Genomic DNA, 14494 nt, shown 5'->3' on the forward strand with positions numbered 1-14494 from the left:
TCGTGTCCGTCATGTGCCGAAGGGGTGGGCGAACGCCCGCCCGGACGTCGGATTCTGCCCGGTGGACGGCGGTTCCGGCTACGGTTCCACCCACGGCGCGGACGAACGGGCCCGGCCCGCCGACGAGTCGGCGGGCCGGGCCCGTTCGGCGGAACGTCACTTCCCGGCGGCCGCGGCCTGCTCCAGGGTCTCCGGGGTGACGGCGCCCACGTAGACCTTGCCGTCGTTGGTGATCAGGGCGTTCACGACGCGGGTGGACACCAGGGTGCCGCCCTTGACCTGACGGCCGGCGAACTTGGCGACGCCCTTCGCGGCCTCCGCGCCCGCGTCCGCGCGGGCGACGGCCGTCCAGCCCTCGCCGATGACGCCCGCCTTGGCCCCGTCGGCCTTGCCCGCCCCGTCGGCCTTACCGCCGCTCGGCAGCGAGGGCAGGCCCGGGATCGACGGCATCGGGTCGGCGGCGTGGTCGCCGGCGGCGCGCTCGACCACCTTGGCGCCCTTGGGGACGCCGAACTGGAAGGTCTTGGCGTCCGGCTTGGCGTAGGACAGCGTGCCGAAGCGCACGTCGAACGCGGTCGCGCCGTCGACCGTGCGGAGCTGCACGGCCAGCGGCAGGCCCTTCTCCGCGTCGATCGAGACCCGGATCTCCGCGACGGTGGAGCCCGCCTGCTTGGGCTTGACGCTGAGCTTGTACGCGGCGTGCCCGGCGACCCGCTCGGTGCCGTCGACCGTCACCGAGGTGGTTCCGGCGGAGTGCTCCAGCAGCTGCTTGGCGATGTCCTGCGGGGTGACGGAGCCGATGCCCGCCTTGCCGTCCGGGCGGTGGCCGTCGGCGCCCGCGCCGGTCAGGTGCAGGGCCTGCTGGGAGCCGCGGTCGTACGCCCACACCTGGTCGCCGTTGTGGACCAGCTCGTAGCCGGACTTCTCGCCGGACAGCGTGACCTTCTGGCGGTCCGGGCCGTCGGAGGCGACCGACAGGGTGTGCGAGCCGCCGAGCAGTTCGACGGCCTTCTGCTGCGGGTCGGCGCTGCCGGTGTGCGCGCCGGCGCTGCGGGCGAGGTCGCCGAGCGCGCCGGAGCCGGTGGCGGCCTCGGTCAGCGCGGTGGGCAGGCCCAGGTCGGCGTTGACCCGGACGGTGCCGCTGAAGGTGTCGGTGTCGGCCGAGAGGGCCTTGGCGACCAGGTCCTGGGCGCTGATGGCGGGCAGGTTCGGAGACTCGTCGCTGGCCAGTGCGGGCACCAGGCCGATGCCGGTGGCGACGACGGCGGCGATCGCCACCGGCACACCGTAACGGACGGCGGGGCGCCGCCGACCGGCCCGAGTTGCCGTCAAGTCCTGTACTGCGGTGGAGTTCTGGTCCACTGCGGCCCCCTTCCGAGCCCGTCTGCTGTCAGTGTCCATTGAAACCCCGGACGCTCGTTCGGGGCGTCGCCCGACGGCAGCAGATCGCGGTACGTCTCGCGTTGTATCCGGAGCATTGCGACCCTGAGGCTCCGTCAGGGTTGTGTAGTCCCACAGGCGTACGGCGCGTAGGGTCGGCCCCATGAGTCATCAGCCTCCGGCCCCCGTCGCCTCGTCCCCCACCCCGACCGCGATGCGACGCGCGCTGCGCAGAGCGCGCGACGGCGTGGCGCTGGACGTGGCGGAGGCGGCGGTGCTGCTCCAGGCGCGCGGCGCGGACCTGGAGCAGCTGTGCGAGGCGGCGGCCCGGGTGCGCGACGCCGGGCTGGAGCAGGCGGGCCGCCCGGGTGTCGTCACGTACTCGCGCAAGGTGTTCATCCCGCTGACCAGGCTGTGCCGGGACCGCTGCCACTACTGCACCTTCGTCACCGTGCCCGGCAAGCTCCGCAAGGACGGCCACGGCCTGTACCTGTCCCCGGACGAGGTGCTGGAGATCGCCCGCCGGGGCGCCGAACTGGGCTGCAAGGAGGCCCTGTTCACGCTCGGCGACCGCCCCGAGGACCGCTGGCCGGAGGCCCGCGAGTGGCTCGACGCGCACGGCTACGACGACACCCTGGCGTACGTCCGGGCGATGGCGGTGCGGGTGCTGGAGGAGACCGGGCTGCTGCCGCACCTGAACCCGGGCGTGCTGTCCTGGACGGACTTCCAGCGGCTCAAGCCGGTCGCCCCGTCGATGGGCATGATGCTGGAGACCACCGCCACCCGCCTCTGGTCGGAGCCCGGCGGCCCGCACCACGGCTCCCCGGACAAGGAGCCGGCGGTCCGGCTGCGGGTGCTGGAGGACGCCGGCCGCAGCGCCGTGCCGTTCACCACCGGTGTGCTGATCGGCATCGGCGAGACCTTCGAGGAGCGGGCCGAGTCGCTGCTCGCGATCCGCAAGGTGGCCCGCGCCTACCAGGGCGTGCAGGAGGTGATCGTGCAGAACTTCCGGGCCAAGCCGGACACCGCGATGCGGGCCATGCCGGACGCCGAACTGTCCGAACTGGCCGCGGCGGTGGCGGTGGCCCGGCTGGTGCTCGGCCCGGCCGCCCGGATCCAGGCCCCGCCGAACCTGGTGGACGCCGAGTTCGCGCTGCTGATCCGGGCCGGCATCGACGACTGGGGCGGCGTCTCGCCGCTGACCCCGGACCACGTCAACCCGGAGCGCCCCTGGCCGCACATCGAGGAGCTGGCCGAACGGACCGCCGAGGCCGGGTTCACCCTGCGCGAGCGGTTGACCATCTACCCCGAGTACCTGAAGCGCGGCGAGCCGTGGCTCGACCCCCGCCTGCTGCCGCACGTCCGGGCGCTCGCCGACCCCGCCACCGGCCTGGCCGTCGAGGGCCGCAACCCCGTCGGCCTGCCCTGGCAGGAACCCGACGAGCCGATGACCGGCGGCGGCCGCACCGACCTGTTCCGCACCGTCGACACCGAGGGCCGCACCGGCGACCGCCGCTCCGACTTCGACGACGTGTACGGCGACTGGGACACCCTGCGCGAACAGGCCGCTGTCCCCACCCCGACCCGCCTGCCCGCCGACCTGCGGGCCGCGCTGTCCACCGCCGCCGACGACCCGACGAAGCTGACGGACGACCAGGCCCTCGCCCTGTTCCAGGCCGACGGCGACGCGCTGGACGCGCTCACCCGGATCGCCGACGACCTGCGCCGCGACACCGTCGGCGACGAGGTGACGTACTGCGTCACCCGGAACATCAACTTCACCAACGTCTGCTACACCGGCTGCCGCTTCTGCGCGTTCGCGCAGCGCCGCACCGACGCCGACGCCTACACCCTGTCGCTGGACCAGGTCGCCGAACGGGCCGAGCAGGCCTGGCAGGTCGGCGCGACCGAGGTGTGCATGCAGGGCGGCATCCACCCGGACCTGCCGGGAACCGCCTACTTCGACATCGCCCGGGCCGTGAAGCAGCGGGTGCCGGGCATCCACGTGCACGCGTTCTCGCCGATGGAGGTGGTCAACGGCGCCACCCGCACCGGGCTGTCGATCCGCGACTGGCTGACCGCGGCGAAGGAGGCCGGCCTGGACTCCATCCCCGGCACCGCCGCGGAGATCCTCGACGACGAGGTGCGCTGGATCCTCACCAAGGGCAAGCTGCCCGCCGCGACCTGGGTGGAGGTGGTCACCGCCGCCCACGAGGTGGGCCTGCGCTCCTCGTCCACCATGATGTACGGGCACGTCGACACCCCCAAGCACTGGCTCGGCCACCTGCGGCTGCTCGCCGGGATCCAGCAGCGCACCGGCGGCTTCACCGAGTTCGTCACGCTGCCGTTCGTGCACACCAACGCGCCGGTCTACCTGGCGGGCATCGCCCGGCCCGGCCCGACCGCGCGCGACAACCGGGCGGTCACCGCGATGGCCCGGCTGCTGCTGCACCCGCACATCCCCAACATCCAGACCAGCTGGGTGAAGCTCGGCGCGGAGGGCGCCGCCGAGATGCTCCGCAGCGGCGCCAACGACCTCGGCGGCACCCTGATGGAGGAGACCATCTCCCGGATGGCCGGCTCCTCCTGGGGCTCCTACAAGTCGGTCCGCGACCTGGAGGCGATCGCCACGGCGGTCGGCCGCCCCGCCCGGCAGCGCACCACCGACTACGGCCCGGTGCCCGCCGAACGCCGCGCCGCCGCCCTCGCCTCGGACGGGCACCTGCCCCGGCTGCTCCCCGTGCTCGGCTGACGGCGGCCGCCCGGCGACCGGCGGATGGATGTTCGGTGGAGTCCGGCGGGTCCGGGCGGGCCTTCGAATACAGTGCGTCTGCTGTCCGATGCCACCGACCGAAAGGCCCTCACCCGTGATGCCCCTGTGGTCACGCGCCCAGCAGCAGGACTTCCGCAGCCGGGTGCGGGGCTGTCTGCTCGGCGGTGCGATCGGCGACGCCCTCGGCGCCGGCATCGAGTTCGAACAGCTGGAGCAGATCCGCGCCGCCCACGGCGAGGCCGGTGTCACCGGATACCTCCCCGCCTACGGGCGGCGCGGCGCGGTCACCGACGACACCCAGATGAGCCTGTTCACCGTCGACGGCCTGATCCGCTCCCACATCGGCCGCGACAGCGGCACCTGGCACCCGCCGTCCGACGTGCACCGCGCCTACCTGCGCTGGTACGCCACCCAGCAGGACTGGGGCCCCGACGAGCGCCGCCAGGACCTCGGCTGGCTGGGCCGCGAGGAATGGCTGTACCAGCGCCGCGCCCCCGGCAACGCCTGCCTGTCCGGCCTGGGCGGCACCGGCGAGGGCCCGCTGCCCACCGTCGACGAGCCGCGCAACCCGGCCTCCAAGGGCTGCGGCACCGTGATGCGCGCCGCCCCGTTCGGACTGCTCACCGCCTGGGAACCGACCCTGGTGTTCCAACTCGCCGTCGAATGCTCGGTGCTGACCCACGGGCACCCCACCGGCTACCTGTCCGCCGGGGCGTTCGCGGTGATCGTCCACGCGGTGGCCCGCGGCGGCACCCTGGAGGAGGGCGTCCACCTCGCGCTGGCGCTGCTGTCCGAGCGCCCCGGCCACGAGGAGACCACCGCCGCGCTGCGCGCCGCGCTGGACGCCGTCCGGGCCGGCGTGCCGTCCGCCGAACGGGTCGAGGAGCTCGGCGAGGGCTGGACCGCCGAGGAGGCGCTCGCCATCGGCCTGTACTGCGCGCTGGTCGCCGAGGACGTCCGCAGCGGCCTGCTGCTGGCCGTCAACCACTCCGGCGACAGCGACTCCACCGGCTCCATATGCGGCAACCTGCTGGGCGCCCTGCACGGCGAGACCTCGCTGCCGCCCGAACTGCTGGCCGAACTCGAAGGCCGCGGCACGATCCTGGAGCTGGCCGACGACCTGGTGCTGGAACTGCTGCACGGCCCCGCCCTGCACGGCACCGAGGCCTGGAACACCCGCTACCCGACGGGCGTGTGACGCCCCCTCGCCCGGCGGGACGGGCGTCGGTGCGGCGGTGCCCGCCGCGGGGAGGCGACGGGCACCGGGGTGTGCAGCAGGGAGCCGTGGATCAGATCTCGCCGAAGGCGCCCGCACCGGCAGCCGCTGCGAAAGCCGCCCAGCTCGCGCTGGAGAAGCGCAGCTGCGGGCCCTGCGGGTCCTTGGAGTCCCGGACCGCGATCGAGGCAGAAGACGGGACAGCGATCTCGACGCACGCGCCGTTGCCGCCGCTGTAGCTGCTCTTGCGCCAGGTCAGGGTCTCGATGGCCTTGCTCATTTCGTGAACTCCTCTGCCAATTGGGTGATCATCGACCGGCTTTCCGTGACACTCAGCGCCGCGGCTCGCAGATGGTCGTACAGATTGGTATAGCGGCGTACGTCGGCTTCCTTCTCGAGGTAGAGATCGCTCGTCACTCCTTCGAAGTAGACGACCGTGGAATCCGCTGACTCGGGGAACTCCATCAGGGAGAATGTCCCGGTCATGCCGGGGTGGGCACCGTGCTTGAACGGTATGACCTGCAGATTGATGTTCGGCCGCTCGCCGAGCTCGACCAGTTGGTACAGCTGCGCCGCCATCACCTGCGGCCCGCCGACCTGTCGGCGAAGCACCGCCTCGTCCACCACCACCCACAGGCTGCCGATCTGGTCCTCGCCGTGTATCCGGTGCTGGCGCTTGAGGCGCACCTCCACCCGGCGGCGGATCGCCACCGGATCGGTGTCCGGCTGGGTGCCGGTCACCACCGCCTCCGCGTACTCCGGGGTCTGCAGCAGCCCGGGCACGAACGAGGACTCGTAGGCCCGGATCGACGAGGCCTCCGCCTCCAGCCCGATGTACACGCTGTACGGGATGTCCCCGAACTCGTGCCACCAGCCGCGCTGGCGCGACTCCTTGGCCATCTCCATCAGCCCGTTGCGGACCCGCTCGTCGTCGACCTGGTAGACGTCGCACAGGTCGCGGACATCGCGCTGGCTGATCGAGCGGCGGCCGTTCTCCAGCCGGCTGATCTTCGACTGGGAGACCATCAGACGGCCGGCCACCTCCTCCGCGGTCATCCCACGGAGTTCACGCAAGCGCCGGAGTTCGGCACCGAGCCTGCGGCGGCGCACCGTCGGATTCACGCTGGCGGACACATCGACCTCCGGCCCTACTTCTGGCAACAGTGCGGTAATTGGTACCAACCCCCTGACGCTGAGCAGCATGCCACTTCAACTGCCGTCCACGCCCGGGAATCGCGGCAGCGCGTTAGAACAGATCGTCGGAAAATCACCCAATGGGGACGGTGGCTCTTGCGGACCACCCGCCCCACGCGCTAATGGACGTCCCGTGCGTCCCAAGGCCCCTGACGGCACGTCGCAGACCCCTCCCGGGCGAGAGCGCCAACGGTGAAGGGCGGCCGCCCGGTGCATCGCACCGGGCCGGCCGCCCTTCACCGCATCGAACGCGGGGCCCTACCCAAGGCCCCGGCGGCGTGGACCGCTCATCGCGCGCCCACCCGGCTGGCCACACCCCGCCCTGCGGGTGCGGGCCGACCGGCCGGACCGCGCGAACCCGCGGGCGCCGACCTGCCCTGCTGGGACGGCAGACCGTTCTGCACGTCCATCACCGCGTGGGCCACCATCCCGCCCAGCGGGTCGTACCTGATCAGGTCCCGGAGCCGGGAACGCGAGGACCGCCCCTCGTTGCCCGGGTACAGGTGCTTGCCCAGACCCACCGCATGCGCCAGCGCCGCCAGCGCCGCCGTCCGCGGGTCCGGCGGCACACCGGTGCGGATCGCGGTGTCCAGGCGCTGCTTGATCGCCGCGTTGGTGCAGTCGTCCGACGCCTGATAACGGGTCGTCGGCAGCACGCCGCACACCTGACCCGGCACGGCCGTCACCATGCCGCACCGCTCCAGGTGCGCCAGGTACGTCTGCCTCAGGCCCAGGCGCGGCCCACCGATCCAGTGCGCGGCGCGCACCGGACTGCCGCGCCTGCGCAACAGCTCCAGCGCATGGTCCAACGTCGGGTCACCGGTCGGCCGTGGCACCACCACGGCGATCCGGTCCCCGTCCGGGACTATCCTTCCGGCCAGGGACAGCTCGACGAGCTGCGCCCCGGCAAGTCCGAGGTCGAGGGTCTGCGGCTGCGCGGTGGTACCCGTGGCCGGGTCCAGTGCGAGCAGCAACAGCTCCTCGGGAATAGTTCTGCGGCTCCTGCCCATCCAAGCCTCCCCGCGTGGATGAATGACAGGGTGACGCCTCTCACACAGGCTTGTCGAGTACGCCTCCGAATCGTGACCTTGCCCAGGCAGGCTGGAACCGCCGTCCGACGCCCCCGCGTCTGATCCGGGGACGGCCCGCGCGAGCAGGAAAAGCCGCCGGTGGGGCGGGGTGCGGCGGGCCATCGCGGCCACGGTGCCGGAGACTGTACAGGTACCCGGGCGGGTCGAGAACCCACCGGAAAAAAACCAGCTTGTGTGATCGGACCGGCGACCGCCGGGGCGGACGAGGAGGAGTGGGTTACGTGGGCGAGTCCCCGCAGAGCAAGCCGCGCGACGGCAGGACGCGGCCGGCCGAGGATCCTCGCGAGGGCGGCTCCACCGTGCACCTCCGCGTCCGGGACGCCGAGGAACCCGCGACCTCGCCCGAGCCCGAATCCGAGCCCGACCTCGACCTCGACCTTCCGGAGGCAGGCGCGGCGCTCACGTCCGCCAAGCCGGAGGAAGAAGAGGAGAAGGAGGACGGGGAAGAGGAGGGGACGGCGGAGGCCGCTTCCGAGGAGGAGTCCGCTCCTGCCGGGCCGGAGGCTGCGGCGAAGCCCGAGGTGGCGGAGGAGTCGGAGGAGTCGGAGGCCGAGGAGGAGTCCGTCCCTGCTGTTGCCGAGCCGACCATGACGCTGCGTATGGGCAAGGTGGAGGAGTCGGACGAGGAGTCCGTTCCCGCTGTTGCCGAGCCGACGATGACGTTGCGGATCGGGCAGGTGGCGGAGACGGAGGAGTCCGCTCCTGCCGGGCCGGAGGCTGCGGCGAAGCCCGAGGTGGCGGAGGAACTGGAGGAGTCGGAGGCCGAGGAGGAGTCCGTCCCTGCTGTTGCCGAGCCGACCATGACGCTTCGCATCGGGAAGGCGGAGGAGTCGGACGAGGAGTCCGTTCCTGCGGCGGCCGAGCCGACCATGACGCTTCGCATGGGTAAGGCGGAGGAGAAGTCCGTTCCCGCTGCGGCCGAGCCGACCATGACGCTGCGGCTGCCCAAGGGCGGGACCGCACCCAAGCCGGCTCCGGCTCCGGCCCCGGCCCCGGCCCCGAAGGCCGCGCCGGCGCCCGTCGCGCCCGCCCCGAAGGCCGCGCCCGCGTCCGTGGCGTCCGCGCCGCCGGCCGGGCCGGAGAACACTGTCGAGGCGCTGGAGGTCCTGAAGGCGCTGAGCGCGCGGCCGATGACCCCGTTGCGGCGGGCGATGAAGCGGGTGGTGGTCTGGGGCGTCTTCCTGGCCGTGGTGTTCGGGGTGCTGGCGGCCGTGCAGCTGCTGCGTCCGCTGCCCTCGCCGAAGACGAAGCTCGGGCTGGCCGACTCGTTCACGTTCCAGGGCGAGCAGCTGAACATCCCGTGGCCCGCCAAGGGGCAGGCCGCGGCCGAGGTGGTCGGGGTGGGTGACCTCGGCGGGTCCGGCGAGGAGACGCCGGTGCCGATCGCGTCCGTCACCAAGGTGATGAACGCGTACCTGATCCTGCAGGCGCACCCGCTGAAGAAGGGCCAGACCGGCCCGATGCTCACGGTCGACAAGCAGGCCGCGCAGGAGTCGTCGAACGCCGACGAGTCGAAGGTCGCCCTGACGGAGGGCCAGCAGCTCAGCCAGTACGAGGCGCTGGAGATGCTGATGCTGCCGTCCGCGAACAACGTGGCCCGGCTGCTGGCGCGGTGGGATGCCGGCAGCGAGGAGGCGTTCGTCAAGAAGATGAACGACACCGCCAAGCAGTTCGGCATGACCAACACCGTCTACGCCGACCCGGCCGGGTACAACAACGACACCAAGTCGACCGCCAAGGACCAGCTGAAGCTGGCCGAGCAGGTGATGAAGGACGAGATCTTCCGGCAGGTCATCGCCGAGCCCGACACCAAGTTCAACGGCCAGCGGGTCTACAACACCAACAAGGTGCTCGGGAAGAACGGCATGATCGGCGGCAAGACCGGTTCGTCGACCCCCGCGCAGTCCTGCTTCATGTGGGCGGCGGTGAAGGAGATCGGCGGCGTCAAGCGGACCCTGCTCGGTGTCACGCTGGGCCAGCCGGCCACCAAGGAGGAGCCGAGCCTGGTGAACGCGGCCCAGCCGGTCAGCCAGAAGATCAACGTGGCCGCGCAGACCGTGCTGGTCGGGCAGACCCTGGCCAAGCAGGGCGACGTGGTCGGCTACGTCAGCGACGGCGTCGGCGGCAAGGTGCCGGTGGTGGCCGCCAAGGAGCTCACCGTCGCGGGCTGGAACGGCATCACCGCGCACCTGACCCTCACCCCGATCGGCAAGATCGCCCACACCCTGCCGGCCGGCACCCAGGTCGGCACGCTGTCGGCGGGCGACGGCGACGACCGGATCGAGATCCCGGTGACTCTCCAGTCGGACTTGGCCCCGCCGTCCATCGGCGCCCGCCTGCTGCGCCTCGGCTGAGGCAGCAGCCTGGTCCGGACAGGCCTCCGCGGGCGGGTGACACTCGTTGTCACCCGCCCGCGGAGGTTTTTTCGTGGGCGGGTTCAGCGCTTTCGGGTGAATCGGGACGCCCGGTCGGAGACGCCCCAGGCGGTGACCCGCCAGAGGGCCTCCGCCACGATGCTGCGGCTCATCTTGGACGCGCCGTGCTCGCGCTCCACGAAGGTGATCGGGACTTCGGCCACCTTGAAACCGGCCTTGACGGCCCGCCAGGCCAGGTCGACCTGGAAGCAGTACCCCTGCGAGGCCACCTGGTCCATGCCGAGGCCCAGCAGGGTCTCCTTCCGGAACGCCCGGTAGCCGCCGGTGACGTCGCGGATCGGGACGTTCAGCATCAGCCGCGAGTACGTCGAGCCGCCCTTGGACAGCAGCAGCCGCGACTTCGGCCAGTTCACCACGGCGCCGCCCGGCACCCAGCGCGAGCCCAGCACCAGGTCGGCACTGCGCAGCGCGGTGAGCAACCGCGGCAGCTCCTCCGGCTGGTGCGAGCCGTCCGCGTCCATCTCCACCAGCACGTCGTACCCGTTCTCGATGCCCCACCGGAACCCGGCCAGATAGGCCGCGCCGAGGCCCTCCTTGCCCTTCCGGTGCAGCACCTTGACCTGCTCGTCGTCCGCCGCCAGACCGTCCGCCAGCTTGCCCGTCCCGTCCGGGCTGTTGTCGTCGGCGACCAGCACATGGGCCTCCGGAACCGCGGCACGGACCCGGGAGACGATCCGTTCGACGTTCTCCGCCTCGTTGTAAGTCGGAATGATCACCAGGATCCTGCCGAGGCCGTCGAACGGAGTCTGAGGGGAGGAAGTCACGGGCCAGTGCCTTTCGGAGAGGTTGGATCTGCCGCAAGAACGAACAAATCCACCGTAAGGCCACGCACCGTACCCGTCCCGCGCCCGTTACGGCGGCCACTGGGCGGGACCGATCCGCTAGGCTGTCGGGTGGTTCGCCTCAGTAGCTCAGGGGATAGAGCACGGCTCTCCTAAAGCCGGTGTCGCAGGTTCGATTCCTGTCTGGGGCACAGCGGAACCGCAGGTCGCAGGCCCTCCGTCCGATCGGGACGGAGGGCCTGCGGCGTTTCGGTGCGAAGCGTGGTGGTTCTGTCGTTCGGGAGTGCTGTCGATTGTCGGTGTTGGGCCGCCGGTTGACGAGTGTTGCGGTGCCGGGGACGAGGGCCGTCGGCGCTCTGTCCGGTGTGCGGCGGGGGTCAGCGGGGCGGGGCGAGGCGCTGGGCGAGGGCGGTGAGGTCGGCGGCGGAGCGTTGTTGGAGGGTGCCGCCGTAGGTGACGCGGGAGGCGCCGAGGGTGCCGAGGTGGGCGGGGGCGGTGGTGTCGAGCAGGCAGAGGGCATTCAGCGGGCGGGGGATGCTCGCGGCGAGTTCGGGGAGCAGGTGCTCGGGGGCGAGGATGGGGTAGATCACGTCCACGCCGGCGTCGATGTACAGGGCGGCGCGCTTGACGGTGGACTCCACGGAGCGGTCGCCGAACAGGAAGGTGTCGACCCGGGCGTTCAGCACCAGGCGGTCGCCGGCCGCGGCGCGTACCTGGGCGAGCCAATCGGCGTGCTGGTCCGGGTCCTTGAGCTGTCGGGTGGCGGCGGTGGAGTCCTCCAGGTTGCAGCCGACCACTCCGGCGTCCAGCAGGCGTTCGACGATCTCGGCCGGGGCCAGGCCGTAGCCGGCCTCGATGTCGGCGGTCACCGGGACGTCGACCGAGCGGGCGATCCGCTTGACCGCGGCGAACATCTCGTCGGCGGGGGTGTCCTCGCCGTCGTGGTGGCCGAGGGCGGCGGCGACCGCCGAACTGGAGGTCGCCAGCGCGGTGAAGCCGGCGTCGGCGAACGCCCGGGCGCTGATCGCGTCCCAGACGTTGGGGAGGACCAGCGGATCCGCGGGCTCGGTGCGATCGTGCAGGGCCAGGAACTCCCGGGCGGTCATGGTGGTGGCCATGGGGCGGTCTCCTCTTCCTCGTCGATTCGGTGTTCGGGGTGCGTCTCGGCTCGAAGGAGTCGGTGGAGTGGAGCCTATGCCGAGGGGAGGTGACGACCGATCATTGACGGCCGGTGGCTCCGCTCCCGGCCGGGAGGTGTGCGGCGGTTCGCCGGCCGGGCGGTTCGGGGCGGGCCGGGCCGGCCGAAGGCGGGCTCAGCCGCGGCGCGGCTCCCAGCGCAGCAGGCGGCGGGAGAGGGCGAAGGAGGCGGCCAGCCAGGCCGTCAGCAGCAGCAGGGACGGGGCGGCGGACGACCAGCCGTGCAGCAGGTCCAGCTCGGGGAGCGGGCCGCCTGACCAGCTCTCCGCGCCGAACTCGCGGCCGAACCAGGCGGTGCGCAGCCCGCGGACCACCGGTGTCAGGGGGAGCGCCCCCGCAGGGCCGTGCAGCCAGCCGGGCAGTGCGGAGACCGGGGTGAAGACGCCCGCGCCGAACATGCAGAGCACCAGCACGGGGGTGGCGACCAGCGGCGCGGTCTCGGTGGTCGGGGTGAGTCCGGACAGGGCCACCGCCAGCACCGAGAACAGCAGGTAGCCGGCGAGCAGGGTGAGCAGCAGCAGCGCCGGGTCGGCCGGCAGCGGCGCGCCGAACCAGCCCACCGCGATGCCGCCCAGCACCAGTGCCTGGATCAGCACCACCACCGCGCCCGCGCCCAACTGCCCGGCGAGGACGGCGCTCGGCGGGCACTCGGTGCCGCGCAGCCGCTTGAGCACCAGCTCCTCGCGGCGCGCCACCACGCTGCTCAGCAGGTTGACGAACGAGGTGACCAGGGCCAGCCCGAGCAGCCCGACCGCCACGTATCCGGCGGCGTTCACCCCGCCGATCCGCTTGTCGCGCAGCGGTGCGGCGATCACCAGGTTGAGCAGCACCGGCAGCAGGAACCCGATGAAGGTGGAGCGCCGGTTGCGCCAGAACACCTTCCAGGAGAGGCCGAACTGGCCCTTGGCGTACGTGAACCAGCTCATCGGGACGCTCCCTCGACGGAGGCGGAGGCGGAGGCGGAGATGGTGGCGGAGACGGAGGTGCGGGCAGGGGTGGCGGCGGCGAGGTCGAGGAAGAGGTCCTCCAGCGAGCCGGAGCGCACCTCCAGGCCGTCCAGCTCGACGCCCTGGGCGGCCGACCAGGCGTGCAGTGCGGCCAGCGCCGGCGCCGAGCGGGGGACCCGGTACACCGCCCGGCCGTTCGTCAGCGAGGGCGCGGCGCCGGTCAGTTCGGGGAGGGCGGAGAGCGGGCGGCCGGGCGGCAGCGGCAGGGTGATCAGGTCGCCGCGGTCGGACAGCACCTCGTCGACGGTGCCCGTGGCGGCGATCCGGCCGCCGTCCATGATGGCCACCCGGTCGGCCAACTGCTGGGCCTCCTCCAGGTAGTGGGTGGTCAGCACCACCGTGGTGCCGCCGGCCCGGAGCTCCTCGACCAGCCGCCAGGTGGTGCGGCGGGCCTCCGGGTCCATGCCGGTGGTGGGCTCGTCCAGGAACAGCAGTTCCGGGTCGTTCAGCACCGCCAGCGCCAGGTCCAGCCGGCGGCGCTCGCCGCCGGACAGTTGGCCGACCCGGGTGCCGGCCTTCGGCTCCAGCGCCACCCGGGCCAGCACCTCGGCCGTGGGCCGGGCCCGGCTGGTGAAGGTGCGCCAGCAGTCGACCGTCTCCTTGACCGTCAGCTCCTTGAAGAACCCGCCCTCCTGGAGCATCGTGCCGGTCCGCCGGCGCACCCGGGCACCGGCCGTGAACGGGTCCAGGCCGAACACCCGGACCGTGCCGGAGGTCGGCGGGTGGTAGCCCTCCAGCACCTCCAGGGTGGTGGTCTTGCCCGCGCCGTTGGTGCCGAGCAGGGCGAAGAGTTCGCCGCGGGCGATGGTGAAGGAGATGCCGCGCACCGCCTCGTAGTCGCCGTAACTGCGCCGCAGATCCATTACCTCCACGGCCGGGGAATTCTCGGAAAGAGGTGTCATGAATGCAGCGTGACGGGTGCGCGCGCGTGTCGGCAAGTAGCTCATTGTCGCAGGTCAGAGTATGTGCAAAAAGTCATGTGGAGCGGTGACATTTACCTTCCCCCGAATCTGACATCTCCTACTGCACAGATTTTCGGCGCCCGGCCATAGTTGAGACATCGCCGGGAGCGGAACCGGAGGAAAGCAGAACCGGGAAAGCGAAAGGCGGAAAAGAAGTCGACCGAGGCGGCCGTCCCGAGAAGCGGGCCGGCGCCGCGAAACCGAGGGAGATTCCCATGGCGCAGAACGAGATCGAGAAGGACGAGCAGTTCGACATCGAGGTCGAGGAGCTGGACACCGTCAGCGGTGGTGGCGCCTCCTCGCTGATGTGCATGGCCTGCCCGGTGTCCTGCTTCAGCTCGGTGGCGCTCGAGACCGAGTAATTCGGGACCTGTGCGGGGGTGGTCCGTTCCGGCGGCCCACCCCCGCACCCACCGTCCCCACCCCCTTGCCCCACCGTCGGATTGAAGGAGAGCCG

Annotated in this window: 12 protein-coding genes and 1 tRNA gene; 5 read left to right on the forward strand and 8 right to left on the reverse strand. The window is 72.1% G+C overall.

Annotated features, from left to right (window positions below; translation table 11 throughout):
* Positions 1-156: 156 nt before the first annotated feature.
* Positions 157-1278, reverse strand: coding sequence for an outer membrane lipoprotein carrier protein LolA (locus tag ACIQF6_RS10390; RefSeq protein WP_400892629.1), 1122 nt, complete (start codon positions 1276-1278; stop codon positions 157-159).
* Between the two features lie 265 nt (positions 1279-1543).
* On the opposite strand from ACIQF6_RS10390, the gene ACIQF6_RS10395 reads away from it, so the two are divergent.
* A complete protein-coding gene (locus ACIQF6_RS10395) occupies positions 1544-4132 on the forward strand; it encodes a bifunctional FO biosynthesis protein CofGH (RefSeq protein WP_400892631.1) in 2589 nt (862 codons plus the stop codon).
* Between the two features lie 118 nt (positions 4133-4250).
* Positions 4251-5351, forward strand: coding sequence for an ADP-ribosylglycohydrolase family protein (locus ACIQF6_RS10400; RefSeq protein WP_400892633.1), 1101 nt, complete (start codon positions 4251-4253; stop codon positions 5349-5351).
* Between the two features lie 91 nt (positions 5352-5442).
* On the opposite strand, the gene ACIQF6_RS10405 is transcribed toward ACIQF6_RS10400, so the two are convergent.
* From ACIQF6_RS10405 to ACIQF6_RS10415, 3 genes are all read right to left on the reverse strand, one after another.
* Positions 5443-5649, reverse strand: a complete 207-nt coding sequence (locus tag ACIQF6_RS10405) for a DUF397 domain-containing protein (RefSeq protein ID WP_400892635.1) — start codon at positions 5647-5649, stop codon at positions 5443-5445.
* Positions 5646-6503, reverse strand: coding sequence for a helix-turn-helix domain-containing protein (locus tag ACIQF6_RS10410; protein WP_400893877.1), 858 nt, complete (start codon positions 6501-6503; stop codon positions 5646-5648). Before ACIQF6_RS10410 ends, ACIQF6_RS10405 begins: the two co-directional genes overlap by 4 nt.
* A 347-nt stretch (positions 6504-6850) precedes the next feature.
* Positions 6851-7573, reverse strand: coding sequence for a GPP34 family phosphoprotein (locus ACIQF6_RS10415; RefSeq protein ID WP_400892638.1), 723 nt, complete (start codon positions 7571-7573; stop codon positions 6851-6853).
* A gap of 302 nt (positions 7574-7875) precedes the next feature.
* Here ACIQF6_RS10415 and ACIQF6_RS10420 point away from each other — a divergent pair, with 302 nt between their 5' ends.
* A complete protein-coding gene (locus ACIQF6_RS10420; RefSeq protein ID WP_400892640.1) occupies positions 7876-10008 on the forward strand; it encodes a hypothetical protein in 2133 nt (710 codons plus the stop codon).
* An 83-nt stretch (positions 10009-10091) separates the two neighbouring features.
* Here the strand turns inward: ACIQF6_RS10420 and ACIQF6_RS10425 are convergent, their stop codons facing one another.
* Positions 10092-10853 carry a polyprenol monophosphomannose synthase gene (locus ACIQF6_RS10425; protein ID WP_400892643.1) on the reverse strand — a complete coding sequence of 254 codons (762 nt, stop codon included), beginning with the start codon at positions 10851-10853 and terminating at the stop codon, positions 10092-10094.
* Positions 10854-10989: 136 nt separating this feature from the next.
* On the opposite strand from ACIQF6_RS10425, the gene ACIQF6_RS10430 reads away from it, so the two are divergent.
* A tRNA-Arg gene (locus ACIQF6_RS10430) sits at positions 10990-11062 on the forward strand.
* Between the two features lie 186 nt (positions 11063-11248).
* On the opposite strand, the gene ACIQF6_RS10435 is transcribed toward ACIQF6_RS10430, so the two are convergent.
* The 3 genes from ACIQF6_RS10435 to ACIQF6_RS10445 form a co-directional block, all read right to left on the reverse strand.
* Entirely contained in the window at positions 11249-11989 is a 741-nt protein-coding gene (locus ACIQF6_RS10435; RefSeq protein WP_400892645.1) for an isocitrate lyase/phosphoenolpyruvate mutase family protein, read from the reverse strand.
* A 195-nt stretch (positions 11990-12184) separates the two neighbouring features.
* Positions 12185-12994, reverse strand: coding sequence for an ABC transporter permease (locus ACIQF6_RS10440; protein WP_400892648.1), 810 nt, complete (start codon positions 12992-12994; stop codon positions 12185-12187).
* Positions 12991-13977: an ABC transporter ATP-binding protein gene (locus tag ACIQF6_RS10445; protein WP_400892650.1), complete on the reverse strand. Its 987-nt coding sequence runs from the start codon at positions 13975-13977 to the stop codon at positions 12991-12993. The genes ACIQF6_RS10440 and ACIQF6_RS10445 overlap by 4 nt, the downstream gene beginning before the upstream one ends.
* A gap of 275 nt (positions 13978-14252) precedes the next feature.
* Here ACIQF6_RS10445 and ACIQF6_RS10450 point away from each other — a divergent pair, with 275 nt between their 5' ends.
* The gene (locus ACIQF6_RS10450; protein ID WP_400892653.1) at positions 14253-14399 is read left to right on the forward strand and encodes a hypothetical protein; all 147 of its coding nucleotides are present in this window, start codon (positions 14253-14255) and stop codon (positions 14397-14399) included.
* Positions 14400-14494: the final 95 nt, after the last annotated feature.

It is taken from the genome of Kitasatospora sp. NPDC092948 (assembly GCF_044754805.1).
In the GTDB taxonomy this organism is placed as follows: Bacteria; Actinomycetota; Actinomycetes; order Streptomycetales; family Streptomycetaceae; genus Kitasatospora.